Here is a 25,408-nt window from a genome sequence, read left to right as displayed (position 1 = left end):
AATAGTTGATAGCGGCCAACTGGCTTCGTGCTATTTTCGCTACTCACTACTTGCTATTCGCTCACTCATGCATCCCATCGCGCTTCTCGACTATGCCGGTGTCGCGGTCTTTGCCGCGACCGGCGCGCTTGCTGCTTCGCGCAAGCAGCTCGACATTATCGGCTTCCTGTTCCTGGCCAGCGTTACCGGCATCGGCGGCGGCACGTTTCGCGATCTCATCCTCAGTGTGCCGGTGTTCTGGGTGGAAAACCGCGACTATGTGCTGATCTGCGCGGTGGTGGCGGTGGTGGTGTTCTTCACCGCGCACCGTGTCGAATCCCGCTACAAGCTGCTGCTTTGGCTCGACGCCATCGGCCTTGCCGCGTTTTCCGTGATGGGCGCTGCCAAGGGTCTTGCCGTCACCGGCTCGCCGGCGGTCTCGGTGATCACCGGCATGCTGACGGCCACATTCGGCGGTATCCTGCGTGATCTTCTGGCAGGGGAGCCTTCGGTGCTGCTGAAGCCGGAAATCTATGTCACGGCCGCGCTCGTCGGCGCCGCCATCTTTACAGCAGGCGATGTCGCCGGATTGCCGCAGATTGTTTCAGGATTGGCCGGCTTCGCCGCGGCGTTCGCCGTGCGTGGCGGCGCGCTCCGCTTCGGCTGGGCGTTTCCGTCCTACAAGAGCCGGCCCGGCCGGCGACCGGAAGATATTCCGTGAATCAGGCCTTCGCTGCCTGCCAAGCGTTCATCAGCTTTTTGGGCGCTTGCCGGATCCATGTCTGTTCGAGCCGATGGCGCAATTCGTCGGGCGGAATTTGACTCAACCTGACAAGGATCGCCGGCCAGCCCTTGTAGTGATCCGTCTCGAAATAGATTGCGGGCGCCGCTTCCAGCAGCATCTCTTTCTCGTCGAGCGGGCACATCAGGACGACCGTGTCGGCGTCCTTGACGCGGGCGAGCAATTTCTTGCCAACCTTCAGCGCCGGCGTCCCATAAGATGTCGTTTCGATGATGTCCGGCAATCCGCCTGCTGCACGCCGCAGTGCTTCGAAAGCCTTGGAAAGCTCGTCGCTCACCGTTTCACGCAGCGAAGCGCTGGGCTTCCCCGCCATAATAATTGACGTAGCGGGCGCCGATTTCCTTGACCGGCATGACGACGAACACGTCGACCGTCGAGAATTCGCGGTCGATGACGCAGCCATCGCCGATGCGGGCGCCGACGCGCAGATAGCCCTTGACCAGCGGCGGCATCGCCGCGATCGCCGCCTTGGCGTTGACCGCTTCGATCGGCATCAGATCCATCGAACAGTAGCGCCCGGACACAGCGCGCACGTCCCAGGCCGAATTCGTCCGGCAGTGGTGGGCGAGATAGGTGAGTGCCTCGGCATGCGCCGCCGGCACGGTGCCGTGGAAGGACGCGCAGCCGGTCATCACACCGATTTCGTAGTGGTTGATGTAGGCCCAGATGCCTTGCCACAGCGCCTCGATGGTGCGCTTCGAGCGGTATTCCGGCAAAACGCAGGAGCGTCCGAGTTCCAGAAAACGCTGGCCGGGGTGGCGGGCGATGAGCTTGGTCAGCTCGAATTCGCCTTCGGAATAGAACCCTCCGGCCGCGGCCGCGATTTCTTGCCGCAGCAGGCGATAGGTGCCGACGATGCGGCGATGTTCGGGGCCGGATAGCGACGTATCGAAGACGAGCAGATGGTCGCAGAGCGGATCGAACCGGTCGGCGTCACGGCGATCCTGTGCCTGGAACAGATCCTTCCTGGCGCCAAGCTCGTCGTAAAACACCCGGTAGCGGACTTCCTGCGCGGCCGCGATCTCGGCCTCGTTGCGGGCGAGCCGCACTTCGAGGTTGCCGATTCGGCCGAGTGCTGCCCCCTTTATGACGGAATCGACGTTACGTCCGGCAAGCAAGGCGCTGCTGGCGTTCGGCCGAGTGTCACATTCCGGCATAACTGTATGCACGAGTGATTCTCCTTCGAGCCATCCCTCTTGGCACGGGGATACGGTGTAGGTGCAACAGGATTGTGACAGTACCGTGATACGACGTCATGGGCAATACTTCGTCGGCTGGCGAATACGGTCAACCGGCTACGTTACGTGAGCGGGCGGAGTCGATTGGGGTCTAAGCTCAAGCCGCGACCTGTCCCTCGACGGCATTGACCAGCGCCTCGGGGTCGAGCGGTTTGGTGACGAAGCCGCTGGCGCCATGGGCCAGCACCGCATGGCGGGTCTTTTCCTGGCTGTCGGCCGACAGCACCATGATCGGCACCGGCGCTACGGCGGTTTCCTCTTCATGGCGGCGGATGGCGGCGATCGCGTCCAGCCCGTCCATGACCGGCATGTGCAGATCCATCAGCACCACGTCGAAGCGCTGCTTGTGCCCGGCGCCGATGACAGCCTCGACGGCGGCCTTGCCGTTGCCGACCACCTTGACGCGGTGTCCGGCCTTCAGCAGCGTGGCGCGGGCAAGCATGGCGTTGATGTCATTGTCTTCGGCGATCAGCACGGACAGGCCCTGCTGGCGGCTGCCGACGGCACGAAGTGAGGGCGCGCGGCGCTTTTCCGGCTGCGGCTCGGCGAGAGCGGGAGGTTGGCTGCTCAACAGCACACGCAGAAGTGTTCCGCCACGCACCGGCCTGGCGAGGAACGTCGCGTAGCCACTGGCGCGGAACTCGCCAAGCATGCCGCGGTCGGTCGGCGCGATCAGCGTGACGGCCTCGCAGTCGGCGAAGCCGCTCTGGCGCAAGCGCTTGAGCAGCCTGCCGTCGCTCTCTTCCATGGCGGCATCGACCAGGAGCACATCGCAGCCGGCGGCGAAGGGCGCGGCCTGGGCGACGGTGGTGGCGACATCGACCGCGCCGCCATTGGCGCGGATGGTGCGGGCGATGGCATCGGCCTCGACGGCGTTTTTCGAGAGGATCACCGCGCGCCTGCCCAAGAGCGCGCTCTGCCGGGCCTGCGGCGCTTCGGTGGCCGATATTGACGGGATTTCGAAGACGAATTCGGATCCTTGGCCGAGCCGGCTGGATACTGAAATCGTGCCGCCCATGGCGGCCACCAGGCGCTTGGAGATGGCAAGGCCGAGGCCGGCTCCGCCATGCGCGCGCGTCGACGTGCCGTCAGCCTGCTCGAACTCCTCGAAAATGCGCTCCAGGTCCTCATCATGCAGACCCGGACCGGTATCGGCTATGGTGAAACATATGCGGTCGGTGGTTTCGGTGCGCGCGCGCGCAATGCTCACCAGCACGCCGCCGCTGTCGGTGAACTTGATGGCGTTGCCGATGAGGTTGAGCAGCACCTGCCTGACCTTGCCCGGATCGGCGGTGATCAGTTGCGGCACGTCTGGTTCGACATGGCAGCCCAGCCCGATGTCCTTGGCGAAGGCGCGCGCGGCGAGCAATTCGATGATGTTGTCGGCGATCTCGCGCACCGACATCGGCTGCGGCTCCGGATCGAAGCGCCCGGCCTCGATCTTGGAGTAATCGAGCAGATCCTCGATCAGGGCAAGCAATGCGCTGGCCGAGGTCGAGACGGCGCCGACATAGGTCTGCTGTTCCGGCGACAGGCTGGTGTCGGCCAGCAACCTGGCCATGCCCATGATGCCGTTCATCGGGGTGCGAATTTCATGGCTGACGGTGGCCAAGAAGCGCGATTTTGCCTGGCTGGCGTATTCGGCCCGCTCGCGAGCGGTGATCAGCGAGGATTCGGCCCGTTTGCGGGCGGTGATGTCGCGGGCGATGGCACGATGCGAAACGGCGCCGCTGTCCTTGTCGCGCACCGACAGTTCGATCCATGAGAACCAGCGCGGACCATTCGGGGTGCGGATGGCGACATCGGTGGAACTCAGGCACTCATGGTCGGAAAAGGCCGCATCGGGAACGATGCCGACATCGATGCCGAGTTCCGCCAGGGTCTTGCCGGCAAGGTCGCGTTGATCGCTTTCGACGAGGTCCGCGAAGATCTTGTTGGCATAAACGATGTAGCCGTCGCGGTCGCGATGGATGACCAGATCGCCAAGCGCGTCGATCAGGCCGCGAAAGCGTTCCTCGCTCTCCTGCATTTCCCACATGCGATCGGCCAGCGTCTCGATCTCGGCGCGGCTGCGGGCAGTGGTTTCGTCGAGAAGTGCCGCGGTACGGTGGTCGGTCCGGCTGGTGCGCACGTGCATGACGAGGCCGGCGAGGCCGATTACCAGCAATCCCACACTGATGAAGATCGGCGCCCCGGTCAGATGCGCCAGGCCGGCCAGCACGACGATGGCGACAAACGTCACGGAGAGCAGGCCTTCGCGCCTGGAGAACCGCGGCTCGGGCACCAGCGGCGGCGCGGCGACAAAGCGCCGCGTCGACGCCGGCGGGGTCGCCGCATCGACGTCGTCGCCAGTGTCCGCCTGTTGGCTGCCGGATTCCGCGATCATGCGAAACCCTTGCCAGACAGAGATTATGGAAGATTGCGGCGGATCGTTCGAATTTTAGCGGATGAGCGTTTTCCGCCCGGTGGCGGCGGATTTGCCGGCGGGCTTGGCATTTCCATCCGCCCGCTTCGTCGCCGTACGAGTTCACATATCGACGACGACGCGGCCGCGAATCTTGCCTTCGACGATGTCGCGGGCGGCATCGATGATGCCGTCGAAACGGATGGTCGTCGACAGGCTGGCGAGCTTCTGCAGATCGAGGTCGGTGCCGATGCGCCGCCACGCCTCGAGGCGAACCGCCTTCGGCGCCATCACCGAATCGATGCCGAGCAGCGATACGCCGCGCAGGATGAAGGGGGCAACGCTGGTCGGCAGGTCCATGCCGCCGGCAAGGCCACAGGCGGCAACCGCGCCGCCATAGGAGGTCATCGACAGGACATTGGCCAGCGTGTGGCTGCCGACCGCGTCGACGCCGCCGGCCCAACGCTCCTTGGCCAGCGGCTTGGCCGGCTGGGCAAGCTCGTCGCGCGATATCACCTCGGCGGCGCCAAGATTGATCAAATAGGGGCTTTCTGCATTGCGGCCGGTGGAAGCGATGACATGGTAGCCGAGGCTGGACAGGATCGAGACCGCGACCGAGCCGACACCGCCGGCAGCCCCCGTCACCACCACCGGGCCGCGATCGGGCAGAATGCCGTGCCGCTCCAACGCCATGACGCAGAGCATGGCCGTGTAGCCGGCGGTGCCGACCGCCATCGCGTCATGCGGGCTGATGCCTTGCGGCAGCGGCACCAGCCAGTCGCCCTTGACGCGGGCACGCCCGGCAAACGCGCCGAAATGGGTTTCGCCGACACCCCAGCCGTTCAAGATGACCTTGTCACCGTTGCGCCAGTCGGGATGGGAAGACGAGATGACGGTGCCGGCGAAGTCAATGCCCGGCACCAGCGGCCAGCGGCGGATCACCGGCGCCTTGCCTGATATCGCAAGGCCATCCTTGTAGTTCACCGTCGTGGCCTCGACGGCGACGGTGACGTCGCCTTCCATCAGGTCGGCTTCGGTCAGGTCGGTGACGGTTACCGACTGCTTTTTCTCGGCGTCACGCGAAACGAGGATGGCTTTGAAGGTTTCGGACATCTCTTTCTCCGCGAGCTTGTTTGGCGACATGGACTGTGCGGCGATGGCCGCACGCGGTCAATCTTTTGAAGGCTTGGCGTTTGAGGGTTTGGCGTTTGAAGACTTGGGCTCGCGCCGCCAGCCGAACAGCTCGTCGAAGACGACCAGTGCCGCGCCCACCGAGATGAAGGCGTCGGCAAGGTTGAAGACGGCGAAAGACCAGACCGGCGTGTGGAACAGGATATAATCGATGACGTGGCCGTAGACGGCGCGGTCGATGAGATTGCCGAGCGCGCCGCCGACGATCAGCGCAAAGCCGGTGCGAGCAAGGATTTGCGATGGTGCGATCCGCGTCGCCAGGAACAGGACGAAGGCGACGACCGCCAGCGAGATGACGATCAGCCCGGTGTCGCCGAAGGACGAGAACATCGAGAAGGCGATACCGGTGTTGTAGGTGCGAAACAGCGCCAGGAAAGGCACGAGATCGAGCTTTTCCTGAAAGGCGAGACCGGTCTCGACCAGATGTTTTATCCACTGGTCGAGTGCTATGGCCGCAACGACGAGCAGCGCGTAGGGGGACCATGATCTCACGGGCGGGCAACCTTCATTGCTGATCCACGATTGGTTCGAGCTTCAGCGCGGCGCGCCGGATCTCGAACAGCATGATGCCGGTGGCAACGGCAAGATTGAGCGAATCGGCACGGCCGGCTTGCGGAATTCTGAGCAGCCTGTCGCAACTCGCCGCCAGGCTTTCGGGCAGTCCCTGCTGCTCGTTGCCCATCATCAGCAGCACCGGGCCGCGGGAAAAATCGACCGAGCGGTAGTCGACGGCGCCCTTCAGGTGGGTGCCGGCGACGAGGCCCGAAAACCCGCCGCGCCAGGCAAGGAAGGCCTCGGTCGTCGCCCTCGCCACCGGCACGGCAAAGATCGAGCCCATGGTGGCGCGCACCGTTTCCACGGAAAAAGGATCGGTGGTGTCGCCGACCAGGATCACGCCCTTGGCGCCGACGGCATCGACGGTGCGGATGACGGTGCCGAGATTGCCGGGATCGCGCACCCGGTCGAGCGCCACCCAGACATCGCCATTGTCAGCGCGGAGATCCCTCAGGGCCAGGAATTTCTGCGAAAAGACGCCGACCACCATTTGCGGATTGTCGCGGCGGGTGATGGCGACAAGCACCTTTTCCGACACTTCGAGCACGGTGCCGCCGGCGGCAACCGTGCGCGCCGCGACCTTCTCCACCGCCGCGTTGCCGCGCCCGGCCTTGGCGAAAACCAATGTCTTGATCTGCCAGCCGAGGTCGAGCGCATCGATGACCAGTTTCAACCCCTCGGCCATGAAGGCATTCTGCTGGTCGCGGAATTTCTTCTGGGCGAGCGCCTTGATGTCCTTGACCAGCGGATTGGCAAGGCTGGTGACTTCCTTCACCTGCCCAGGTGCGCCTGCGTGCCGCTCGTTCATTCAGGCCACCCAACGCGAAAACAAGGAGGTCGAAAGCGCCCGGCCGGCGGACTTCTCACGAATGATGAGCTCACCGGATTCGACCTTGCCGCCCATGCCGGCAAAGGTGTCGCGCATCAGGGCATGGATGGCGAAGAACGAGGCGCGGATCGAATAGGCGGTCAGCACCACGGCGAGCGGTTTCGGCGTCAGGATCGAGCGGCAGAGATCGGTCAGCGCCGGGAGGTCCTCGAACAATTGCCATACTTCACCCTTGGGGCCGCGGCCATAGGCCGGCGGGTCGAACAGGACGATGTCGTAGCGGCTGCCGCGACGCTCCTCGCGCTCAGCAAATTTCACCGCGTCGTCGACGATCCAGCGGATCGGTTTGCCGCCAAGCCCGGCCATTTCCTGGTTTTCGCGAGCCCAGCCGATGGCTTTCTTCGACGCATCGACATGGGTGACCTCGGCGCCGGCGCGGGCCGCCACCAGCGAAGCGAGGCCAGTGTAGCCGAACAGATTCAGCACCTTGACCGGCCGTTTGGCCGCCGCGATCAGCCCCGCCATGTGGTCCCAGTGCGAGGTTTGTTCGGGAAAGACGCCGACATGGCGAAACGAGGTGAAACGGCCGAGATAGTCGATGCCGTCATGTTTCATCGGCCAGGTCTCGCCGAGCGGCGTCTTCGGAAAGCGCCAGCGACCGATGCCCTCCTCGTCGGTGTCGCCGGTGAAGATGGCGTCGGCGCGCTCCCAGTCTTTTGCCGGCAATGCCTTTTGCCAGATCGCCTGGCCTTCGGGCCGCACGATGCGGTAGGGGCCATATTGTTCGAGCTTCTGCCCGGCGCCGCTGTCGAGCAGCGCATAGTCGGCATTCGGCGCCACTTCGAGGATCACCGGAAGATGCTCGGTGGGCAAGGCGCCGTCGCGTCGGGCAAGGATGCGCGGCACCGATTTCGGCTCGGAGCGGTCATCGATTCTGGCCGCATGCGACTCGCTCGGCCTGGCGTCCGGCCTTGCCGTGCCACGCCCTTCATGCGGGCGCGCCTCCGCAGTTCCACCCTTCGCGGGCGGGCGGTTGTCGCGGCGTTTGTCGCGAAAAGACTTCAAGCAGGAGCATCTCCGAGCGGCGTGGCCGCTTTTGGCATAGGGCAACCGGCTTCGCAACCAAGTCCGCCGCGCCGGCCTCTCCGGTTTATGTCGGCCGGCGATGGACCAATGTCAAAGAAACAGGCAAATCTGTTGCATGTCCCGCTCCGAACGCCTGCTCGACCTGATCCAGACGCTGCGCCGGCATCGCCGGCCGGTGAGCGGGCAGGCGCTGGCCGATGAACTCGGGATCTCGATCCGCACGCTCTACCGCGACATCGCCACGCTGCAGGGCCAGGGCGCGCCGATCGAGGGCGAGGCTGGACTGGGCTATGTGCTCAAGCCCGGCTTCATGCTGCCGCCGCTGATGTTCAGCGACGAGGAGATCGAGGCCATCGTGCTCGGTTCGCGCTGGGTCGCCAAGCAGCCGGACGAGCGCCTCTCGGCCGCTGCCGCCAACGCGCTGGCCAAGATCGCGGCCGTGCTGCCGGACGATCTGCGCGAGGATCTCGATGCCTCGACGCTGTTGGTCGGGCCACCCGCCAAGGCTGTCGACGGCATCGATCTCAGCCTTGTCCGTCAGGCCATCCGGAACGAGCGCAAGCTTGGCTTTTTCTACCGTGACGCCGGCGGCGCTGCCTCCGAACGCGTGGTCTGGCCGTTTGCGCTCGGCTTCTTCGACAAGGTTCGGGTGGTGGTGGCGTGGTGCGAGATGCGGCAGGATTTTCGGCATTTTCGCGCCGATCGCATTGCGGAGCTCAAGGCAACCGACATGCGCTATCCACGCCGTCGCCAGGCACTGCTCAAGGAATGGCGCGCGACGCACGACAAGCCGCGTGGGTCATGACGCTACTGCCAGAATCTGACAGTAGCCTGTCCTATGGTCGCCAAGTCGAAACGCTGAACCTTGGAGAGCAGACATGCCCACCCCGAATTTCGTCATCCTCTATGTCGACCAGCCGCAGCAGAGCGGCGCCTTCTACAGCGCGCTGCTCGGTCGTGAGCCGGTCGAAAGCTCGCCGACCTTCGTGCTGTTCGTGCTCGATGCGGGTTTCAAGCTCGGCCTCTGGTCGCGCCATACGGTGGAGCCGGCAGCAGCCGCGTCAGGTGGCGGCGCCGAAATCGTCTTTGCGCTGGATACGCCTGATGCCGTCGATGCCACCCATGCCGACTGGTCCGGACGCGGGTTGAAAATCCTGCAGACGCCAACCGACCTGGATTTCGGCCGCACCTTCGTTGCGCTCGATCCCGACAATCATCGCCTGCGTGTCTACTGGCTGTCCGATGGGGAACAGACCGATGGGGAACACAAATGAGCGCGCATTGGATTGCGGTGGCGTCGGCCGAGCATGTCCGGCGCGGCCGCCAGGGCGGCTTCATGCAGGTCAACCACGGCAAGGCAGCGCCCCTGCGTCGGGTCAAGCCCGGCGATGGCATCGTCTATTATTCGCCGACCACCATTTTGGGCGAAAAGGACGGACTGCAGGCGTTTACCGCGATCGGCACGGTGCGGGAAGGCGAGCCCTATCAGGGCGACATGGGCGGCGGCTTCACGCCGTCCCGCCGCGATGTCGCGTGGGCAAAGGCCGAGGAAACAGCGATCAAGCCGCTGCTCGACAGGCTGGACTTCACCGCCGGCAAATCGAACTGGGGCTATCAGCTGCGCTTCGGCCTGTTTGCGATCAGCGAACATGACTTTTCGCTCATCGCCGGGGCTATGGGTACCAAAATAGCCGCAGCGACGAACTAGGCCTTGAGTGCCTTGTAGACGGCAATGCCGGCGGCAAGGTCCTCAAGTGCGGCGCCGACCGACTTGAAAAGCGTGATCTCACTGGCGCTCTCACGGCCCTTCTTCTGGCCGCGCGCCAGTTCATGCAGGTCGGCGACGATGGCGTCCGGCTTCAGCACGCCGGAGGCCAGCGGCTGGACGATGTCGCCGGCTTCCTTGGTGGCGCCGGCGCGGGTGTCGACATAGACGCGGGCGATCGCGATCGCGTCATCATCGCTTTCGCGCATTGTCGGGGTAAAGCCACCGACCAGGTCGACATGGGTTCCCGGCCGCAGCAGCGCGCCCTTGATCAGCGGCGTCGTGGTGATCGTCGCCGAGGAGACGATGTCGGCCTGCGCAAGCTCGGCATCGAGATCGCTTGCGGCGCTGGCGGCGAAGCCTTCGGCGCGCAGATCGGCGGCGACCTTCTCGGCATTGGCCGATGTGCGGTTCCAGATGCGGATGGTCTGGATCGGCCGCACGGCGCAATGCGCCTTGGCGAGAAAGGGCGACAATGCGCCGGCGCCGACCACAAGCAGCCGCGAGGCATCGTCGCGGGCGAGATAGGAGGCTGCCAGCGCCGAAGCGCAGGCGGTGCGCCACTGCGTCAGCCGCTGGCCATCGATCAAGGCTTCGGGTTCGCCGGTGGCGCCGTTGAGCAGGAGATAAAGCCCCATCACCGCCGGCTTGCCGATGGCGTTGTTGTCGGGCGACACGGTGACGATCTTGACGCCGATATGACCGCCTGAAGACATGCCAGCGGCGTGGAAATCAGTCCAGGCCGGCATCAGAAGCAGCGTCGAGGCCGCACCGTCCGGCCGTTCGACCGCGTGATGGTGCCTGACCGGCTGCACCGCACCGTCACGAAACGCCGTGCGCAGCGTCTCGACGAGGCAGGGAAAGGTCAGTGCATGATCGACCTCAGCGGCCGAAATGGTCAGCATGGAAAACTCCGTGGAGAGAAAACCGCCGAACCGCGGTTCAAGTGGTCGGCTTCGGCAGCGACGACCCTTGGGCCGACCCTTGGGTGGATCCTGGGGCCGGGCCTTGCGGTGCCGCCGGCGCACGGCCAACCGCCTGGCGCAGGTTTTCGGCCTCCGCGCCGCGCTGGCGCGCCAGCTTGCGGTAGCGGCCCTGCTTGACCCAGGTTGCCAGGCTGCCGACGACCATGCCGACGGCGAGAGCCAGGAACAGGAAGATGAACAGCGGCAAGGTCAGTGTCAGCTTTGGATTGCCGGGATTGAACGGGTCCAGGGTGAAGGAGACCAGTTCGCGGTTGGCGACGGCGAGCGCGATCAGGATGACCGCCAGGGGCACGAAGACCACGATGAGCATGAAGCGATTGAACATGATGTTTTCCGTCGGAAGCTGGCCTGTTCGAAAGGCCGTCTGGCGCTGACGCCGCGCCTACTTGCCGCCGTTCAGCCTTTCACGCAACTCCTTGCCGGTCTTGAAGAACGGCACCCATTTCTCCTCGACCTCGACGGACTCGCCGGTGCGTGGATTGCGGCCGGTGCGGGCGGGACGGTTTTTCACCGAAAAAGCGCCGAAGCCACGCAGTTCGACCCGGTTGCCTTCGGCAAGAGCGTCGGTGATCTCATCGAAGATCGCGCCGACGATGTTTTCGACGTCGCGCAGGAAAAGATGCGGATTGCGCGTGGCAATAATCTGCACAAGTTCGGACTTGATCATCAGACGGGTCCCCGTGAAAGCCGTGCGGTCAAAATTATGAGGATGATTTTATTTGCTTTTTCACTTGCCCCAAACGGCATCTCAAGGGTGCCAGACGGAAACGAGACCGTCAAGAAACAAGCGGTCGGCGCCCAATTCATGAATGACATCGCCGCTGTAGGCCGGCAGGCCGAGCGCGCTCCCGATCGTTTGCGCCATTGCCTTGGAGAACAGGAAGCCACCGCGCCGCTCGGTGTCTTTCCACTCGACCACCTTGAGTTTGGCGTCGACCCCCTTGGTCGCCAGCCAGTCGATTGCTTCGGTCTCGCCACCGACGGCGTCGATCAGCCCATTGGCGACACCCTGGCGACCGGTGAAGATCGAACCGTCGGCGAGCGCCAGCGCTTGCTCGCGGGTCATCTTGCGGCGCTCGGCGACGATGCCGACGAACCAGTCATAGCTGTCGAGGATGAGCTTGCGGACCATGGCGCGCTCGTCGTCATTGGTCGGCTTGAAGGGAGACGGCGAGGCTTTCAGCGGCGACGATTTCACTTCCTCCAGCTTGACGCCGAGCTTGTCCATCAGCCCGCTGACATCAGGGTACTGGATCAGCACGCCGATCGAGCCGACGATCGAGGTCTTGCGGGCGACGATGTGGTCGGCGGCACTGGCAATCATGTAGCCCGCCGATGCGGCGAGCGTGCCGACTTCCGCGACGACCGGCTTGTCGGCGGCCAGCTTGCGCACCTCTTCGTAGATCGATTCACCACCGACCGTGGTGCCGCCGGGCGAATCGATCGACAGGATCACGCCTTTCACCGTCGACGACTGGCGGATGGTTTCCAGCCGCTTGATCAGCTCCTCGTCCTCGGTGATGGTGCCTTCGATCCTGACCTTGGCGATATGGTTGACGGCCGAGCCGGTGAAGTCGTCGCCGTAGAACCAGGCTGAAAGCGCAATCACCCCAAGTGCTACGATGCCGATGGCGGCAACGCGCCAGAATGTCAGCTTGCGCCGCAAGCGGCGGCGGTCGATCAGGTCGTCGGCTCTCAGTGCCATGGTCAGCCTTTCAGTCGGCGGGAGGACACGCTTTTAGACCATGATCCTCCCATCTGGAAGCAATTCTCTTTCCGGCACGACGAGACAATCCGCGCCAACGGTCGCGATGACCATGCCGGGCGCATGATCGGGCCGGCCAGGCGGGCATCCACCCTCTCCGGGCACAGCTCTCTTCACGCATTTGTGCAATCGCGGCAAGGTCGGGCGGTGGGACCGACGGCTGACAAATATTACGCTGCATGCTTGTTTCTGCTAATGAAGAACGTGCAGTTGTGCAGCCCTCGTTTTCATCTGTACAAGGGCGGCCGTCACATTTTTGCAGTTTTCATGGGCTTGTGCTTGCTTGAAGGCGCGGGCGTCCCACCTATAAGCGGTGCCTCCAGGTGGGCAGGGGTTTAGAAGAAAGCAGTGAATGTTAGCGCGACCGATTGAACCGACCAACGCCGAGATGGAGTTGGTCCCCCCGGCGAACGGCCGGATGCGTGGCGATGCTTTCGACCGCGCACAGCGTCATTCGCGCCGCGTGCGCGTTCTCAAGTTTGCCGTGCCGCTGGCCGCGGCACTGATCGCCATCGCTTTCCCGGTCTATTCCTATCTCGCCGCACCCGTCTCCGTGAAGGTTCAGACGGAAGGCACTGCCTTTTCCAACGGCAAGCTGGTGATGGCCAATCCCAAGCTCAATGGTTTCACCAAACAGAAGCAGCCCTATTCGATGACGGCGCTCCGCGCCATCCAGGATGTCAGCACGCAAGGGATCATCGAACTGGAAGGCATCGACGCCAAGGTTCCGGTTGGACCTGACAATATCGCGGCGATCAAGGCCTCGCGCGGCACCTACGATCGCAACGGCAATACGATGAACCTGACCAGTGACGTTGCCATCACCACGTCCGACGGCATGCAGGCCAAGTTCAAATCGGTCTTCCTCGACATGGGCAAAGGCACTATGAAGACGGGAGATCCCGTCGATGTCAGCCGTGAGGGGTCACGGATCACGGCGGATTCGATGTCGGTCCAGGACAATGGCAGGGTTCTGGTTTTCGAGAACAAAGTGCGCGTCAACATCGATTCCGCCGCCTTGAAGACGGCAGAGGGAAACAGCGGAGAAACCAATGCGGCTCAGTAGTTCGACGCGGCTCGCGGCTGCAACTTCGGTGTTGCTGCTGCTCGGACTGGCGCCGTCATTGGCGCAGTCCACCAGCCAGTCAGGTCTCAAATTATCCGGCGACAAGCCGATCCAGATCGAAAGCGACAAGCTGGAGGTCCGGCAGGCCGACAATGTCGCCATCTTCACAGGCAATGTCAGCGTCGTCCAGGGGCCGACGTTGATGAAGTCCGGCAAGATGACGGTCTATTACGTCAAGGACCCCAACGCCGCGGCCAAGGGCACGGAAGCCGCGGGTGCGGCGATGACCGGCTCGGCCAACATCGATCATCTGGAGATTTCCGACAAGGTTTACATCAAGTCGGATACGCAGATCGCGACCGCCGATCAAGGCACCTTCGACATGAAGAGCCAGGTTCTGGTGCTGTCGGGCAAAAAGGTCGTTCTGTCGCAAAACGACAACGTCCTGGTCGGCTGCAAGCTCGTCGTGCAGATGAAAACCGGGCTGGCCCAGGTTGATCCATGCGCTGGGCAACGCGTCCAGATGTCGATCACGCCGCCGCCGAAATCGGGAGCGACGAACCCCTGATGGCCAGCCTGTCGTCGCTGACGGCGCGTCTTCCGGGACGGGCCGCCGGCAAGATTTCGGCGCCGGCCACGGTGACCGTCGATGCGGGAAAGTTCAAGGGAACCCTGATCGCCAAGGGTCTGACCAAGAGCTACAAGGGCCGCAAGGTCGTCAGCGGCGTCACCATCGGCGTGCGCGCCGGCGAGGCCGTCGGGCTGCTTGGCCCCAACGGCGCCGGCAAGACGACCTGCTTCTATATGGTGACCGGCCTGGTGCCGGTCGATGAGGGCACGATCGAGATCGACGGCTTCGACGTCACTTCGATGCCGATGTATCGTCGTGCGCGTCTCGGCATCGGCTATCTGCCGCAGGAGGCCTCGATCTTTCGCGGCCTGAGTGTCGAGCAGAACATCCGCGCCGTGCTCGAAGTGGTCGAAAAGAGCCGCAAGGAGCGCGAGCGCAATCTCGACGAGCTGCTCGAGGAGTTTCACATCAGCCATCTGCGCAAGGCGCCATCCATGTCGCTTTCCGGCGGCGAGCGGCGGCGCCTGGAAATCGCGCGTGCGCTGGCGACACGCCCGGCCTACATGCTGCTTGACGAGCCTTTTGCCGGCATCGATCCGATCGCCGTCGCCGATATCCAGCAATTGGTGCGCCATCTGACGGCGCGCGGCATCGGCGTCCTCATCACCGACCACAATGTTCGCGAAACGCTCGGCCTCATCGACCGCGCCTACATCATCCATGCAGGCCAGGTGCTGACCCATGGCCGCGCCGACGAAGTGGTGGCAAACCCGGATGTGCGGCGGCTCTATCTCGGCGAAGGTTTCACGCTCTGAGCGTGAAATTTGTTTCCTGACACGATTTTTGGTGCTCAACCGGCTCTTTTTCTTCGATTTTGCGCCGGGATAACGCTCCGGTAAGCGAGTTTTGCTAGCCATTGCCTTGACAAGCAAAAGCTGGGCCAGTTTCATGGCCAGCTGCGGAAAATTACTGTCCGGAAGTCCGATGCGTAGACGAGGCGTTTGAAACCAGACAATGGCGTTGGCGGCGAAACTACAGCTACGACAATCGCAGTCGCTGGTGATGACGCCGCAACTGATGCAGTCGATTCGGCTGCTGCAGTTCACCCATGTCGAACTCGAGCATTTCATCGATGAGGAAATCGAGCGCAACCCGCTGCTGGAGCGTGCCGAGCCGCAGGACGATGCCGCCAGCGACCAGGCGCAGAAGATCGAGACGGAGCCGCAAGCCGCCGCCGAGGGCGACTGGTTCGAAAACGAGACGCAGTGGAGCGCCGAGGCGATCTCGGAAAAACTCGATACGTCGCTGGAAAACCTGTTTCCCGACGATCCGGGCACCAGCGAGCGGCTAGGACCCGACCTGACGGCGCAGTGGAAATCGGCTTCCGGCAATGGTGCCGGTTCCTCGTCCGAGGGGTTCGATGCCGGCGACATGGCCGCCGCTGATATCACGCTGCGTGACCATGTCGGCGAACAGGTCGCGCTCGCCTTCGCTGATCCGGCCGCGCGGCTGATCGCCGCCGACCTTGCCGACGGCCTCGACGAGACCGGCTATCTGCGCGCCGACCTGGCCGAGATCGCGGCCCGTCTCGGCACGGACGCGGCCGCGGTGCTAAAGGTGCTGGCGGTGTGCCAGACTTTCGAGCCGGCCGGCCTGTTTGCCCGCGATCTTGCCGAATGCCTGTCGCTACAGCTTGTGGTGCGTGACCGGCTCGATCCGGCGATGAAGGCCCTGATCGCCAATCTCGAACTGCTGGCGCGCCGCGATTTCCACGCGCTGAAACGGATCTGCGGCGTTGACGAGGGGGATCTGCTCGACATGCTGGCCGAGATCCGGGCACTCGATCCGCGGCCGGGCATGGCGTTTTCGGGCGGCGCCAGCGACGCGATCGTCGCCGATGTCGAGGTGCGCGCGGCCAATGACGGCAGCTGGACGGTCGAGCTCAATGCCGAAACGCTGCCGCGCGTGCTGGTCGACCATATCTATTTCGCCCAGGTCTCGCCGCAGACGAAGAACCAGGCAGAAAAAGATTTCCTGGCCGAATGCCTGCAAAACGCCAACTGGCTGACGCGCAGCCTCGACCAGCGGGCAAAGACCATCCTCAAGGTTGCCTCGGAAATCGTTCGCCAGCAGGATGCCTTCCTCGTCCATGGCGTGCGCCAGCTGAAGCCGCTCAACCTGCGCACGGTGGCCGATGCCATTGGCATGCACGAATCGACGGTCAGCCGGGTCACCGCGAACAAATACATGCTGACGCCGCGCGGCGTGTTCGAACTGCGTTATTTCTTCACCGCTTCGATCGCCGCCTCGGGCGGCGGCGATGCGCATTCCTCGGAAGCCGTGCGTGACCGCATCAAGCAGATGATCGACGAGGAAAAACCCGTCGACGTGCTATCCGACGATGCGATCGTCGACATGTTGCGGGAGAGCGGTGTCGACATTGCCAGGCGCACTGTCGCCAAGTACCGGGAAGGCATGAATATTCCCTCGTCGGTGCAGCGCCGGCGGGAGAAACGGGCGCTGGCCAGCGCCGGGCGCTGACGCGGTTCGATTTTCCACAGGCCAGCACTTCATTGACAAGCCGTGGTGAAGTGGCTAGAAGCCCGCCCGCATGAGACGGGCTAGATGCCCGCAGCGGATGGTCCGTCACGACGTTGGCCTCGGGACGGTCAAAAGGGCGGCTTGTGATCAACCGGAAAGTTCGGATTTAAAATCGGCGCGAGTGACGCCGCAAAGCTTGTGCGCACGGATCACGAGTATAAACTCCGGCCAGTTTGAAGCCTGAGCAAGGAAGGTCAGTTTTCAGATGAATTTGCGCATATCGGGAAAACACATGGATATCGGCGATGCGTTCCGCACACGCATCAACGATCGTGTCGGCGAAGCGATCGGCAAATATTTCGATCGCGGCTTTGCCGGACACGTCACCGTCATCAAATCGGGCTCGCGCTATTCGGCGGATTGCATGATCCGGCTGGATTCCGGCGCTTCGCTGCAAGCTACAGGCGATGCCCAGGATCCGACATTGGCCTTCGAGGCCGCGGCGGATCGTCTGGAAACCCGCCTGAGGCGCTACAAGCGCCGGCTGAAATCGCACAATTCGGGTGCCGCCAATGGCGAACCGACCGACATTGCCTACACGGTGATGGCGCCGCTTGCCGATGACGACGAGGACATTCCGGAGAATTTCGCGCCGGCCATCGTCGCCGAATCAACCATGACGCTGAAGACCATGTCGGTGGCCTCGGCGGTCATCGAGCTCGACACCAAGGACAGCCCGGTCTTCGTCTTCCGCAACGCCGGGAATGACCATCTCAACATCGTCTATCGCCGGCCCGATGGAAACATCGGCTGGATCGACCCGTCCACGACCAAGGTCGCACAAGCGTGACGACCAAGGTCGCACAGGGATAAAAGCCGGCCGCACGAGGGGTGAGGACTGGTGACGGCAGGCGAACAAGGGATTTTCAAGCATGGATCTGAGCGATCTTATCAACGTTCCGGCGATACTGCCGGCGTTGAAGGCGAACTCCAAGAAACAGCTGCTGCAACTGTTGTCCGAACGGGCAGCGGCGATTTCCGGCATTCCGGAGCGGGAAGTGTTCGACACCATCCTGCAGCGGGAGCGGCTGGGCTCGACGGGTGTCGGCAACGGCATCGCCATTCCGCACGGCAAGCTGGCCGGCGTGAAGCGCATCGCCGGGGTTTTCGCCCGGCTGGAGACGCCGGTCGATTTCGAATCGCTGGACGATCAGCCGGTCGATCTGGTGTTTCTGCTGCTGGCGCCGGAGGGTGCGGGCGCCGACCATCTCAAGGCCCTGTCGCGCATCGCGCGGGTGCTGCGCGACGCCGACACGGTGGCCAAGATCAGGGGTACGCGCGACGCCGCGGCAATCCACGCGCTTTTGTCGGACACGCAGGCCTCGCACGCGGCCTGAAGTTTCAGCATTAGACCGTCACAAGGGCCGCCATGGGCGGCCCTGTTCATTTTAAACGGGCAATGTCCTTAGTGGATAGCGACCGTGGTCAGGTCGTTTTCCATGGCGCCGGCCAGCGCGCGGTCACGCGCGTCCGAAAGCAGGATCGGCTGGCCGTTGGCGGCAAATAGCGCCCATAGCTGCATGCCGGGCGCGATTTCACCGAGGTTGGGGAAACGGCCGAGCAATTCGTCGCTCGAGACCTTGCGCAGATAAGCGACCGAGCCCTCGCCGAGATGGGCGAATTCGCCGCTGGTCATGGTGAGATTTTCATCAGTTCTGGTCATTTCAAAGCCTCCTTGGCGCGAGGACGCCGCTCAAGGCCATCCCGCATGAGAGCCATCGGTAAAGATCAGTCTTTCACCGATATGTTTATTTTCCGTACCAGCCGTTCGGACTCCGGCCGATCGAGGTCGATCGACAAAAGGCCGTTCTTCAGTTCCGCCGCGATCACCCGCATGCCGTCGGCCAGCACGAAACAGCGCTGGAACTGGCGCGCGGCGATGCCGCGATGAAGAAATTCGCGCTCGGTGTCGTCGGTCTGACGGCCGCGCACGACCAGCTGGTTTTCCTCCGTGGTGACATCGAGGTCGTTCTCTGCGAAACCGGCGACGGCCAATGTAATGCGCAACCTCTCGGTCTTGCCGTCGGCGCCGCTGAGACGTTCGATGTTGTAGGGAGGGTAGCTGTCGCCGGACTTCGCCAAGCGTTCCAGGGTCTTTTCCATGGCGTCGAAACCAAGGAGAAGCGGACTGGAAAAGGGCGTCATTCGGCTCATGTTACACTGTCCTCTCAAGAGCGACATAATGTGGAAAAACCCAGATGGCATTTTTCCCGATGGTCTTGATATGGTCCGCCCCGCGACCAAGTTCAAGCCGTCAAAAGACCCGCCCAAAAAGACCAGGTCGTGGACTCACAGGAATGATCGACATGGCGCTTGAAGCGGCGACCAGATGCAAGGAGAAGCGCGCAGGTCGGGACTGTCTTGCCCGGTCGAGCGGTTCGACATGGCAGCTCGCGGCCGCTTCGGTGCCAGCAGGACGTTTCGGTCAGCACCATTCAGGTCCATGGCCTCGCTAAACAAGGAATTGAAATGCCCCAATCACGCAAGATCATCATCGACACGGATCCCGGCCAAGATGATGCCGTCGCCATTTTGCTGGCGCTCGGCAGCTCCGAGCTGGAGATCGTCGGCATATCAGCCGTTGCCGGCAACGTGCCGCTGAAGCTTACCGAAAAGAATGCCCGCAAGATTTGCGAACTGGCCGGACGGCCGGATATCAAGGTCTATGCCGGCGCCATCCGGCCGTTGATGCGCGAACTGGTCACCGCCGAGGAAGTGCATGGCAAGACCGGCCTCAACGGACCGCAATTGCCCGAACCGACGATGAAGCTGCAAGACCAGTACGCGGTCGATTTCATCGTCGAGACGCTGATGAAGGAAGAGAGCGGCTCCATCACGCTTTGCCCGCTCGGCCCACTCACCAACATTGCGCTGGCGCTGATCCGCGAGCCGCGCATCGCACCGCGCATCAAGGAAATCGTGCTGATGGGCGGTGGCTTCTTCGAAGGCGGCAATGTCACGCCGTCCGCCGAATTCAACATCTATGTCGATCCGCATGCCGCCGATGTCGTGCTCAAGTCCGGCATTCCGATCGTGATGATGCCGCTCGACGTCACCCACAAGGCGCTGACCACCGCCAAGCGCACGCAAGCCTTCCGTGCGCTCGGCACCAAGGTCGGCACCGCGACCGCCGACATGCTGGAATTCTTCGAGCGTTTCGACGAGGAGAAATACGGCACCGATGGCGGGCCGCTGCACGACCCCTGCGTCATCGCCTATCTGTTGAAGCCGGACCTGTTCAAGGGCCGCAACTGCAATGTCAGCGTGGAAACCACCTCGGAACTGACCATGGGCATGACCGTGATCGACTGGTGGGGCGTCACCAAGCGGCCTAAGAACGCCATGGTGATGCGCGACATCGACCATGACGGCTTTTTTGCTCTGCTGGTCGAGAGGTTGGGGCGGCTTTAAAAGCTTCCTTCTCCCCGTTTACGGGGAGAAGGTGCCGGTAGGCGGATGAGGGGCGGCGCCGGCGTCGATATTCCGCTTGCAGCCCCGGCGCTGCCCCTCACCCGGTCGCTTCGCGACCACCCTCTCCCCGTAAACGGGGCGAGGGAAGGGGTCCTACTTCGACCGTGAAAACGCCAGCCACAGGCCGCCACCGACCATGAAGCTGCCGCTGATCCTCGACAACAGCTTGATGCGGCTGGCCGACAGCAGGCGCCCGGCGCGGCCGGCGGCGAGCGCATAGGTCGAATCCGACATGGCGGCGAAGATCATGGCGGTGAGGCCCATGACGACGATCTGCAGCGAGTAGTTGCCTTGAGGCGAAATGAACTGCGGAAAGAAGGCGCCGAAGAACACCAGCGTCTTGGGGTTGCTGAGCGCCACCAGCAGGCCCTGCAGGAAGAAGCCGCCGCGCGGTTTCCTTGCCGTTCCATCGGCATTCAGCGTGCCCTTGGACCGGAACATCTGCACACCCATCCAGATCAGATAGGCCGCACCGATCAGCCGCACCCATTCGAACCAGTGGCCCATGCCCGAAATCAGAGTGTTGAGGCCGATGCCGACGATGGCGATCATGACGGCAAGCCCGGCCTGCGTGCCGGCGACATTGGCAAGACCGGCGCGGGAGCCGTGGCGGATGCTGTTGGCGATGATCAGCGTGACCGTCGGCCCAGGCACCAGGATGATGACGATGCAAGCGAGGACGTAGGCGGCGTAGAGTTCCAGCGACATGATTTTCCCTCAAGAATGCCGCCAAGGCGGCGCGGCAGACGATAATCAATGCATGGCAGCGCTGCCGGTGCAAGCCGGTACGCGAAGCGCTACGATACGCCGGTGCATTCGGTTCAGGCGCCGGCCTGCCAGGGTAGCGTCGTCTCACAGGCGGCGGCCGCCTTCAGCACGGCGAGGTCGCCGCGCGGCCTTCCGATCAGCTGCATGCCCATTGGCCGGCCTCTGTCGTCGAAGCCGACCGGCACGTTGACCGCCGGGCAGCCGCCCAGGGTGGCGAATGCGGAAACCTGCATCCAGCGGTGGTAGCTGTCCATCGCCCGGCCAGCGACCTCGCCAGGCCAGTGCGTGCCGACATTGAAGGGAAAGACCTGCGCGCTCGGCAGAGCGATCAGATCGAAGCGATCGAAGATCGACAGCAGCGTGCGATGCCAGGACGTGCGGATGACCGAGGCCGCGCGGATCTGCGGGGCTGTCAGTCGCGTCGCGTTCTCCACTTCCCAGATGGCTTCCGGCTTCAGCAGGCCGCGCTTCGAGGGATCGTCGTAGTGCACTTTAAGCGCACAGCCGCTGCTGGCCTGGCGCAGTGTCACGAAAGCCTGCCACAGGGCTTCGAAATCGAAGTCGGGCCTTAGCGGCTCGGTCAGGAAGGATGCATCCGCGAACCGGCCAAGCGCGGCCTCGCAGAGATCGAGGATACCGGCTTCGACCGGCAGATGACCGCCGAGGTCACTGAGCCAGGCGATGCGGCCGCCAGTCGCTGCCGTCCCAAGCCCTTCGAGGAATGAGCCCGGTTTCTCATAAGATAACGGCGCATGCGGATGATACCCCGCCTGCACGTCGAGCAGCAGGGCCATATCGCGGACATTGCGGCCCATCGGCCCCTCGACACCCATCTGCGCATGGAAGACCTCGAAGTCCGGTCCGCCGGGGACAAGCCCTTGCGACGGGCGGAACCCGTAGACATTGTTCCAGGCCGCCGGATTGCGCAGTGAGCCGCCGAAGTCGCTGCCATCGGCGACAGGCAGCATATCAAGCGCCAGCGCCACCGCCGCGCCGCCGCTCGAGCCGCCGGCGGTCAGCGCCGGATCGAAGGCATTCAGCGTCGGCCCGAATACATTGTTGTAGGTGTTGGAGCCAAGGCCGAATTCAGGAACGTTGGTCTTGCCGATGATGATGGCGCCGGCGTCGCGAATGCGCTCGACGAAGAAATCGTCTTCCTGCGGCACGAAATCGGCAAAGATCGGCGAGCCGAACGAGGTCTTGAGGCCTCTCGTCGAGGCGAGGTCCTTGATGGCGATCGGCAGGCCGAAGAGTGGGCCGGTTTCGACGCCTGCCTGCTGCCGGGCGTCGGCCGCATCGGCTTCGCGCAGGATGTCGCCACGGTCGCGCAACGAGACGATGGCGTTGACCAGCGGATTGACCGCCTCGATGCGGTCGAGGAAGGCCGTCACCACCTCGCGCACGGAAAGTTTCCTTTGCCGGATCGCGCCGGCAAGTTCGACCGCGGAGAGGCGGCAAATGTCGCCGGCCGGCGGCACGGCATGCTTCGTCTGAGGGCGCATGGTGGCTATCTCAATGGGATTTCAGCAACGCCTGATCGACATCCGCGGCCAGCGGGATCGCCGGCTGGGCGCCAGGCTTCAGGCAAGCCAGTGAGCCGGCCACGCTGGCGCGCGCCAGTGCCTTGTCGAGCGCAAGGCCGGACGACAGGCCGGCGGCGAAATAACCGCAGAACGTGTCGCCGGCGCCGACCGTGTCGACAGGGGTGATCTTCATTGCCGGAACGTTCAGGAAATCGCTCGGCGTCGCCGCCATCACGCCGTCGCCGCCGAGCGTGACGACGATGGTGCGGCCGGTCTTCCCGGCATAGTCGCGCATGCGCGACGCCCGGTCGCGGCCATTCAGCGCCAGCGCCTCGCCATAGAGGTCGAATTCGGTCTCGTTGGCGATCGCATAGTCGGCCTTGCCGAGGAAGGCCGCCGCGTCGCCCTGGAAGGGGGCGGTGTTGAGCACGGTGACGGCGCCGGCCGCCCTGGCCTGATCGAGCGCGGCATCGACGGTCGCCAGCGGGATTTCATGCTGCAGCAGCACGACATCGCCCTTCCTGAGGAAGGCCTTGGACAGGTCGCCGGGCAACACGGAAGCGTTGGCGCCTGGCACCACGGCGATGATGTTCTCGCCGTCGTCGCCGACCATGATCAGCGCCGTACCGGTCGAGGCAAAGGTCTCGGCGACGCCGGACAGGTCGACCTTGCCATCGCGCAGCAGTGCCAGTGCCTCGGCGGCGAAGCTGTCCTTGCCGACGGCACCGACCATACGCACCAAAGCACCGGCGCGCGCGGCGGCCAGCGCCTGGTTGGCACCCTTGCCGCCGGGCGCGGAGGCAAAGGCCGAGCCGCTCACCGTCTCGCCGGGGCTCGGCAGGCGGTCGACATTGGCGATGAGGTCGAGGTTGATCGAGCCGATAACGATAATCAAGGAATGCCTCCTGCTGAATGCGCGGGAAGCTACCCTTAAAGACCGCTGCTTTCCAGAGCATGCTGATGTCGCAGGCGCCGGTGTTGCAGGTGTCCGAAAAATCTCAGGATGTGACTTGCCCGGCCTCCCAGCCCAGGATGGCGCGCTTGCGGGTCAGGCCCCAGTGATAGCCGGTGAGGTCGCCGGACTTGCCGATGGCGCGATGGCAGGGCACCACGAAAGAGAGCGGGTTGGCGCCGTTGGCGGCGCCGACGGCACGGCTGGCGCTCGGCGCGCCGATGCTGGCGGCGATCGAGGAATAGGTACGGGCCTTGCCCATCGGGATCTTGAGCAGCGCTTCCCAGACCCGAACCTGGAAGTCGGTGCCGATCATGACGACATGCAGCGGCTGGTCGGGACGCCACAGCGTCGGGTCGAAGATGCGCGCGGCATAAGGCCCGGTAGCAGTCATGTCCTCGGCATAGTGGGCGTTCGGCCATCGGCTGGACATGTCGGCGAAGGCTGCGCGCTCCTCGCCTGGATCATTGAAGGCGAGGCCGGCAAGCCCGCGGTCGGTGACCATGATCAGGGCGGTGCCGAATGGCGAGGGATGATAGCCGTAACGGATGGTCAGCCCGGCGCCGCGCGTCTTGTAGTCGCCCGGCGACATTGCCTCGTGGGTAACGAAGAGATCGTGCAGCCGGCCGGGGCCGGACATGCCCAGCTCGAATGATGTTTCGAGCAGCGGCATGCCCGAATCCAGCAGTTTGCGGGCATGGTCCAGTGTCACCGCCTGCAGGAAGGCTTTTGGCGACAGGCCGGCCCAGCGCGTGAACAGCTTCTGCAGGCCGGTCGGTGTCTCGCCGACCTCCTCGGCCAGTTCTTCCAGCGACGGCTGGTCGCGATAGTCGAGGCTGATCTTCTCGATGGCGCGGCGCACGATTTCGTAGTCGCTGCCTTGCGGCGTGATGTCCTTTTTGAGGACTGCTGTCTGCGTGCTCATGGAACTGTCTCCTTGGTCAGGAATATCGCCCCTTGGGGCGCCGATCGCCACCCGAAACTTGCCTTCTTGCCGCGCATACCCAGATAGACTCGGGGATTTGGTCCGAGGAGCCGCGATGGCCGGCGAAAAAGTGCATCTGACGGGGGAAAAGGAGACGTTGCTGCTGACGCTCTACGGCAAGGCGCTGGAGAGCAGGTTGCCGGATTCGCTGCTCAATGATCACTTCGCCGACGAGGCGGTGCGCAACATCGACTATGATTTCTCCAGGCTCAAGGTCGACGATAATCTCGGCGTCGGCCTGGCGATCCGGGCAAAGACGCTGGACGTCCGCGTTCAGGACTTTCTCGCCAGAAATCTCGATGCCATCGTGCTGCATCTCGGTTGCGGGCTCGATACGCGCATCTTCCGTGTCGAGCCGCTACCAGGAGTGGACTGGTTCGATGTCGACTATCCGGAAGTCATCGAGCTCAGGCGCAAGCTTTACCCGTCCCGCGACCATTACCATCTGGTCGCTTCGTCGGTTACCGAGCCGGATTGGCTGGCTGAAGTGCCGCGCAACCGCCCGGCCATGGTGGTGGCGGAAGGACTGACGCCCTATCTCCCCGCCGACGAGGGGCCGCGGCTGTTTGCGCGGCTTGTCTCGCATCTTGCCAGCGGCGAGCTGATATTCGACGCCTACAGCCGTTTCGGCCTGAAGCTGCTGCGCCTCAACCCGTCCTTCAAGGCGACGGGCGCCAAGGTCTACTGGAACATCGAGGATCCGCACGACCTGGAGCTCGCCGTTCCGAAGCTGCGGTTCGTCGAGGACATCTCGGCCTACAAGCCCGAACACGCCGCCCGCATGGGCTGGTCCGCCAAACTGTTCATTCGCCTGTGGATACACATTCCGGCTCTGCGCAAGATCGGCAGGCTTTTGCGCTATCGATTCTAG

29 protein-coding genes are annotated in these 25,408 nt (G+C 63.7%); 12 read left to right on the top strand and 17 right to left on the bottom strand.

What is annotated here, in order from left to right:
• Positions 1–67: 67 nt before the first annotated feature.
• Entirely contained in the window at positions 68–700 is a 633-nt protein-coding gene (locus tag BPNPMPFG_RS16085; RefSeq protein ID WP_258596467.1) for a trimeric intracellular cation channel family protein, read from the top strand.
• Between the two features lies 1 nt (position 701).
• On the opposite strand, the gene BPNPMPFG_RS16080 is transcribed toward BPNPMPFG_RS16085, so the two are convergent.
• The 7 genes from BPNPMPFG_RS16080 to BPNPMPFG_RS16050 all read right to left on the bottom strand — a co-directional run bounded on the left by BPNPMPFG_RS16080 (position 702) and on the right by BPNPMPFG_RS16050 (position 8,063).
• On the bottom strand, positions 702–1,058 hold the full coding sequence (locus tag BPNPMPFG_RS16080; RefSeq protein ID WP_258596466.1) for an MmcQ/YjbR family DNA-binding protein: 357 nt from the start codon (positions 1,056–1,058) through the stop codon (positions 702–704).
• A 4-nt stretch (positions 1,059–1,062) separates the two neighbouring features.
• Positions 1,063–1,938: a l-ornithine N(alpha)-acyltransferase gene (gene olsB, locus BPNPMPFG_RS16075; RefSeq protein WP_258596778.1), complete on the bottom strand. Its 876-nt coding sequence runs from the start codon at positions 1,936–1,938 to the stop codon at positions 1,063–1,065.
• A 178-nt stretch (positions 1,939–2,116) separates the two neighbouring features.
• The gene (locus BPNPMPFG_RS16070) at positions 2,117–4,405 is read right to left on the bottom strand and encodes a hybrid sensor histidine kinase/response regulator (protein ID WP_258596465.1); all 2,289 of its coding nucleotides are present in this window, start codon (positions 4,403–4,405) and stop codon (positions 2,117–2,119) included.
• Between the two features lie 141 nt (positions 4,406–4,546).
• Positions 4,547–5,536 carry an acrylyl-CoA reductase (NADPH) gene (gene acuI, locus BPNPMPFG_RS16065; RefSeq protein ID WP_258596464.1) on the bottom strand — a complete coding sequence of 330 codons (990 nt, stop codon included), beginning with the start codon at positions 5,534–5,536 and terminating at the stop codon, positions 4,547–4,549.
• Positions 5,537–5,593: 57 nt separating this feature from the next.
• Positions 5,594–6,106: a signal peptidase II gene (gene lspA, locus BPNPMPFG_RS16060; protein WP_258596463.1), complete on the bottom strand. Its 513-nt coding sequence runs from the start codon at positions 6,104–6,106 to the stop codon at positions 5,594–5,596.
• Between the two features lie 13 nt (positions 6,107–6,119).
• The gene (locus tag BPNPMPFG_RS16055) at positions 6,120–6,977 is read right to left on the bottom strand and encodes a TrmH family RNA methyltransferase (protein WP_258596462.1); all 858 of its coding nucleotides are present in this window, start codon (positions 6,975–6,977) and stop codon (positions 6,120–6,122) included.
• Positions 6,978–8,063 (bottom strand): RsmD family RNA methyltransferase, encoded by a 1,086-nt coding sequence (locus BPNPMPFG_RS16050; RefSeq protein WP_258596461.1) that lies wholly within the window; start codon positions 8,061–8,063, stop codon positions 6,978–6,980.
• Between the two features lie 136 nt (positions 8,064–8,199).
• Here BPNPMPFG_RS16050 and BPNPMPFG_RS16045 point away from each other — a divergent pair, with 136 nt between their 5' ends.
• The 3 genes from BPNPMPFG_RS16045 (at position 8,200) to BPNPMPFG_RS16035 (ending at position 9,792) form a co-directional block, all read left to right on the top strand.
• Positions 8,200–8,889: a helix-turn-helix transcriptional regulator gene (locus tag BPNPMPFG_RS16045; protein WP_258596460.1), complete on the top strand. Its 690-nt coding sequence runs from the start codon at positions 8,200–8,202 to the stop codon at positions 8,887–8,889.
• Positions 8,890–8,962: 73 nt separating this feature from the next.
• Positions 8,963–9,358, top strand: a complete 396-nt coding sequence (locus BPNPMPFG_RS16040; protein WP_258596459.1) for a VOC family protein — start codon at positions 8,963–8,965, stop codon at positions 9,356–9,358.
• Positions 9,355–9,792, top strand: coding sequence for an EVE domain-containing protein (locus tag BPNPMPFG_RS16035; RefSeq protein WP_258596458.1), 438 nt, complete (start codon positions 9,355–9,357; stop codon positions 9,790–9,792). Before BPNPMPFG_RS16040 ends, BPNPMPFG_RS16035 begins: the two co-directional genes overlap by 4 nt.
• Here the strand turns inward: BPNPMPFG_RS16035 and lhpI are convergent.
• The 4 genes from lhpI to sppA all read right to left on the bottom strand — a co-directional run bounded on the left by lhpI (position 9,789) and on the right by sppA (position 12,540).
• Positions 9,789–10,754, bottom strand: a complete 966-nt coding sequence (gene lhpI / locus BPNPMPFG_RS16030) for a bifunctional Delta(1)-pyrroline-2-carboxylate/Delta(1)-piperideine-2-carboxylate reductase (protein WP_258596457.1) — start codon at positions 10,752–10,754, stop codon at positions 9,789–9,791. The genes BPNPMPFG_RS16035 and lhpI overlap by 4 nt on opposite strands.
• Positions 10,755–10,791: 37 nt before the next feature.
• Positions 10,792–11,160, bottom strand: coding sequence for a DUF1049 domain-containing protein (locus BPNPMPFG_RS16025; protein ID WP_258596455.1), 369 nt, complete (start codon positions 11,158–11,160; stop codon positions 10,792–10,794).
• A 57-nt stretch (positions 11,161–11,217) separates the two neighbouring features.
• Positions 11,218–11,502 carry an integration host factor subunit beta gene (locus BPNPMPFG_RS16020; RefSeq protein ID WP_006200394.1) on the bottom strand — a complete coding sequence of 95 codons (285 nt, stop codon included), beginning with the start codon at positions 11,500–11,502 and terminating at the stop codon, positions 11,218–11,220.
• An 81-nt stretch (positions 11,503–11,583) separates the two neighbouring features.
• The gene (sppA, locus tag BPNPMPFG_RS16015) at positions 11,584–12,540 is read right to left on the bottom strand and encodes a signal peptide peptidase SppA (protein ID WP_258596454.1); all 957 of its coding nucleotides are present in this window, start codon (positions 12,538–12,540) and stop codon (positions 11,584–11,586) included.
• A 412-nt stretch (positions 12,541–12,952) separates the two neighbouring features.
• Here sppA and lptC point away from each other — a divergent pair, with 412 nt between their 5' ends.
• The 6 genes from lptC to ptsN all read left to right on the top strand — a co-directional run bounded on the left by lptC (position 12,953) and on the right by ptsN (position 18,175).
• Entirely contained in the window at positions 12,953–13,666 is a 714-nt protein-coding gene (lptC, locus tag BPNPMPFG_RS16010; protein ID WP_258596453.1) for an LPS export ABC transporter periplasmic protein LptC, read from the top strand.
• Complete coding sequence (locus BPNPMPFG_RS16005; RefSeq protein WP_258596452.1) at positions 13,653–14,234, top strand: LptA/OstA family protein; 582 nt, start codon at positions 13,653–13,655, stop codon at positions 14,232–14,234. The genes lptC and BPNPMPFG_RS16005 overlap by 14 nt, the downstream gene beginning before the upstream one ends.
• Positions 14,234–15,052: an LPS export ABC transporter ATP-binding protein gene (gene lptB, locus BPNPMPFG_RS16000; RefSeq protein WP_258596450.1), complete on the top strand. Its 819-nt coding sequence runs from the start codon at positions 14,234–14,236 to the stop codon at positions 15,050–15,052. Before BPNPMPFG_RS16005 ends, lptB begins: the two co-directional genes overlap by 1 nt.
• Positions 15,053–15,251: 199 nt before the next feature.
• Positions 15,252–16,778: an RNA polymerase factor sigma-54 gene (gene rpoN, locus BPNPMPFG_RS15995; RefSeq protein WP_258596448.1), complete on the top strand. Its 1,527-nt coding sequence runs from the start codon at positions 15,252–15,254 to the stop codon at positions 16,776–16,778.
• Between the two features lie 265 nt (positions 16,779–17,043).
• On the top strand, positions 17,044–17,628 hold the full coding sequence (hpf, locus tag BPNPMPFG_RS15990; RefSeq protein ID WP_126070528.1) for a ribosome hibernation-promoting factor, HPF/YfiA family: 585 nt from the start codon (positions 17,044–17,046) through the stop codon (positions 17,626–17,628).
• Positions 17,629–17,710: 82 nt separating this feature from the next.
• Positions 17,711–18,175 (top strand): PTS IIA-like nitrogen regulatory protein PtsN, encoded by a 465-nt coding sequence (gene ptsN, locus BPNPMPFG_RS15985; RefSeq protein ID WP_013529589.1) that lies wholly within the window; start codon positions 17,711–17,713, stop codon positions 18,173–18,175.
• A gap of 68 nt (positions 18,176–18,243) precedes the next feature.
• On the opposite strand, the gene BPNPMPFG_RS15980 is transcribed toward ptsN, so the two are convergent.
• Positions 18,244–18,501, bottom strand: a complete 258-nt coding sequence (locus BPNPMPFG_RS15980; RefSeq protein WP_258596446.1) for a BQ00720 family protein — start codon at positions 18,499–18,501, stop codon at positions 18,244–18,246.
• 65 nt (positions 18,502–18,566) lie between these two features.
• Complete coding sequence (locus tag BPNPMPFG_RS15975) at positions 18,567–18,992, bottom strand: Hsp20 family protein (RefSeq protein WP_258596445.1); 426 nt, start codon at positions 18,990–18,992, stop codon at positions 18,567–18,569.
• Between the two features lie 315 nt (positions 18,993–19,307).
• On the opposite strand from BPNPMPFG_RS15975, the gene BPNPMPFG_RS15970 reads away from it, so the two are divergent.
• The gene (locus BPNPMPFG_RS15970) at positions 19,308–20,249 is read left to right on the top strand and encodes a nucleoside hydrolase (protein WP_258596444.1); all 942 of its coding nucleotides are present in this window, start codon (positions 19,308–19,310) and stop codon (positions 20,247–20,249) included.
• 153 nt (positions 20,250–20,402) lie between these two features.
• On the opposite strand, the gene BPNPMPFG_RS15965 is transcribed toward BPNPMPFG_RS15970, so the two are convergent.
• The 4 genes from BPNPMPFG_RS15965 to BPNPMPFG_RS15950 form a co-directional block, all read right to left on the bottom strand.
• On the bottom strand, positions 20,403–21,017 hold the full coding sequence (locus BPNPMPFG_RS15965; RefSeq protein ID WP_258596442.1) for a LysE family translocator: 615 nt from the start codon (positions 21,015–21,017) through the stop codon (positions 20,403–20,405).
• 113 nt (positions 21,018–21,130) lie between these two features.
• Complete coding sequence (locus tag BPNPMPFG_RS15960) at positions 21,131–22,579, bottom strand: amidase (protein ID WP_258596440.1); 1,449 nt, start codon at positions 22,577–22,579, stop codon at positions 21,131–21,133.
• A 10-nt stretch (positions 22,580–22,589) separates the two neighbouring features.
• Entirely contained in the window at positions 22,590–23,495 is a 906-nt protein-coding gene (locus BPNPMPFG_RS15955; RefSeq protein WP_258596438.1) for a ribokinase, read from the bottom strand.
• 103 nt (positions 23,496–23,598) lie between these two features.
• Positions 23,599–24,477 carry a methylated-DNA--[protein]-cysteine S-methyltransferase gene (locus tag BPNPMPFG_RS15950; RefSeq protein WP_258596437.1) on the bottom strand — a complete coding sequence of 293 codons (879 nt, stop codon included), beginning with the start codon at positions 24,475–24,477 and terminating at the stop codon, positions 23,599–23,601.
• 115 nt (positions 24,478–24,592) lie between these two features.
• Between BPNPMPFG_RS15950 and BPNPMPFG_RS15945 the strand changes: the two genes are divergently transcribed.
• Complete coding sequence (locus BPNPMPFG_RS15945) at positions 24,593–25,408, top strand: class I SAM-dependent methyltransferase (RefSeq protein WP_258596436.1); 816 nt, start codon at positions 24,593–24,595, stop codon at positions 25,406–25,408.

This window comes from Mesorhizobium sp. AR07, assembly GCF_024746815.1.
In the GTDB taxonomy this organism is placed as follows: domain Bacteria; phylum Pseudomonadota; class Alphaproteobacteria; order Rhizobiales; family Rhizobiaceae; genus Mesorhizobium.
Note: the sequence above shows the minus strand (reverse complement) of the source record. Positions and strands in the feature narration are given on the sequence as shown.

Bases quoted from the DNA above. Each gene is read 5' to 3' on its own strand.
- BPNPMPFG_RS16070 (WP_258596465.1), bottom strand. From the start codon at position 4,405: ATGATCGCGGAATCCGGCAGCCAACAGGCGGACACTGGCGACGACGTC.
- BPNPMPFG_RS15965 (WP_258596442.1), bottom strand. From the start codon at position 21,017: ATGTCGCTGGAACTCTACGCCGCCTACGTCCTCGCTTGCATCGTCATC.
- rpoN (WP_258596448.1), top strand. From the start codon at position 15,252: ATGGCGTTGGCGGCGAAACTACAGCTACGACAATCGCAGTCGCTGGTG.
- BPNPMPFG_RS15975 (WP_258596445.1), bottom strand. From the start codon at position 18,992: ATGAGCCGAATGACGCCCTTTTCCAGTCCGCTTCTCCTTGGTTTCGAC.
- BPNPMPFG_RS16055 (WP_258596462.1), bottom strand. From the start codon at position 6,977: ATGAACGAGCGGCACGCAGGCGCACCTGGGCAGGTGAAGGAAGTCACC.
- BPNPMPFG_RS16005 (WP_258596452.1), top strand. From the start codon at position 13,653: ATGCGGCTCAGTAGTTCGACGCGGCTCGCGGCTGCAACTTCGGTGTTG.
- BPNPMPFG_RS16020 (WP_006200394.1), bottom strand. From the start codon at position 11,502: ATGATCAAGTCCGAACTTGTGCAGATTATTGCCACGCGCAATCCGCAT.
- olsB (WP_258596778.1), bottom strand. From the start codon at position 1,938: ATGCCGGAATGTGACACTCGGCCGAACGCCAGCAGCGCCTTGCTTGCC.
- hpf (WP_126070528.1), top strand. From the start codon at position 17,044: ATGAATTTGCGCATATCGGGAAAACACATGGATATCGGCGATGCGTTC.
- lhpI (WP_258596457.1), bottom strand. From the start codon at position 10,754: ATGCTGACCATTTCGGCCGCTGAGGTCGATCATGCACTGACCTTTCCC.
- BPNPMPFG_RS15970 (WP_258596444.1), top strand. From the start codon at position 19,308: ATGCCCCAATCACGCAAGATCATCATCGACACGGATCCCGGCCAAGAT.
- BPNPMPFG_RS16085 (WP_258596467.1), top strand. From the start codon at position 68: ATGCATCCCATCGCGCTTCTCGACTATGCCGGTGTCGCGGTCTTTGCC.
- BPNPMPFG_RS16040 (WP_258596459.1), top strand. From the start codon at position 8,963: ATGCCCACCCCGAATTTCGTCATCCTCTATGTCGACCAGCCGCAGCAG.
- BPNPMPFG_RS15980 (WP_258596446.1), bottom strand. From the start codon at position 18,501: ATGACCAGAACTGATGAAAATCTCACCATGACCAGCGGCGAATTCGCC.
- lptB (WP_258596450.1), top strand. From the start codon at position 14,234: ATGGCCAGCCTGTCGTCGCTGACGGCGCGTCTTCCGGGACGGGCCGCC.
- BPNPMPFG_RS16045 (WP_258596460.1), top strand. From the start codon at position 8,200: ATGTCCCGCTCCGAACGCCTGCTCGACCTGATCCAGACGCTGCGCCGG.
- BPNPMPFG_RS16025 (WP_258596455.1), bottom strand. From the start codon at position 11,160: ATGTTCAATCGCTTCATGCTCATCGTGGTCTTCGTGCCCCTGGCGGTC.
- BPNPMPFG_RS16035 (WP_258596458.1), top strand. From the start codon at position 9,355: ATGAGCGCGCATTGGATTGCGGTGGCGTCGGCCGAGCATGTCCGGCGC.
- lptC (WP_258596453.1), top strand. From the start codon at position 12,953: ATGTTAGCGCGACCGATTGAACCGACCAACGCCGAGATGGAGTTGGTC.
- BPNPMPFG_RS15945 (WP_258596436.1), top strand. From the start codon at position 24,593: ATGGCCGGCGAAAAAGTGCATCTGACGGGGGAAAAGGAGACGTTGCTG.
- ptsN (WP_013529589.1), top strand. From the start codon at position 17,711: ATGGATCTGAGCGATCTTATCAACGTTCCGGCGATACTGCCGGCGTTG.
- acuI (WP_258596464.1), bottom strand. From the start codon at position 5,536: ATGTCCGAAACCTTCAAAGCCATCCTCGTTTCGCGTGACGCCGAGAAA.
- sppA (WP_258596454.1), bottom strand. From the start codon at position 12,540: ATGGCACTGAGAGCCGACGACCTGATCGACCGCCGCCGCTTGCGGCGC.
- BPNPMPFG_RS15950 (WP_258596437.1), bottom strand. From the start codon at position 24,477: ATGAGCACGCAGACAGCAGTCCTCAAAAAGGACATCACGCCGCAAGGC.
- BPNPMPFG_RS15960 (WP_258596440.1), bottom strand. From the start codon at position 22,579: ATGCGCCCTCAGACGAAGCATGCCGTGCCGCCGGCCGGCGACATTTGC.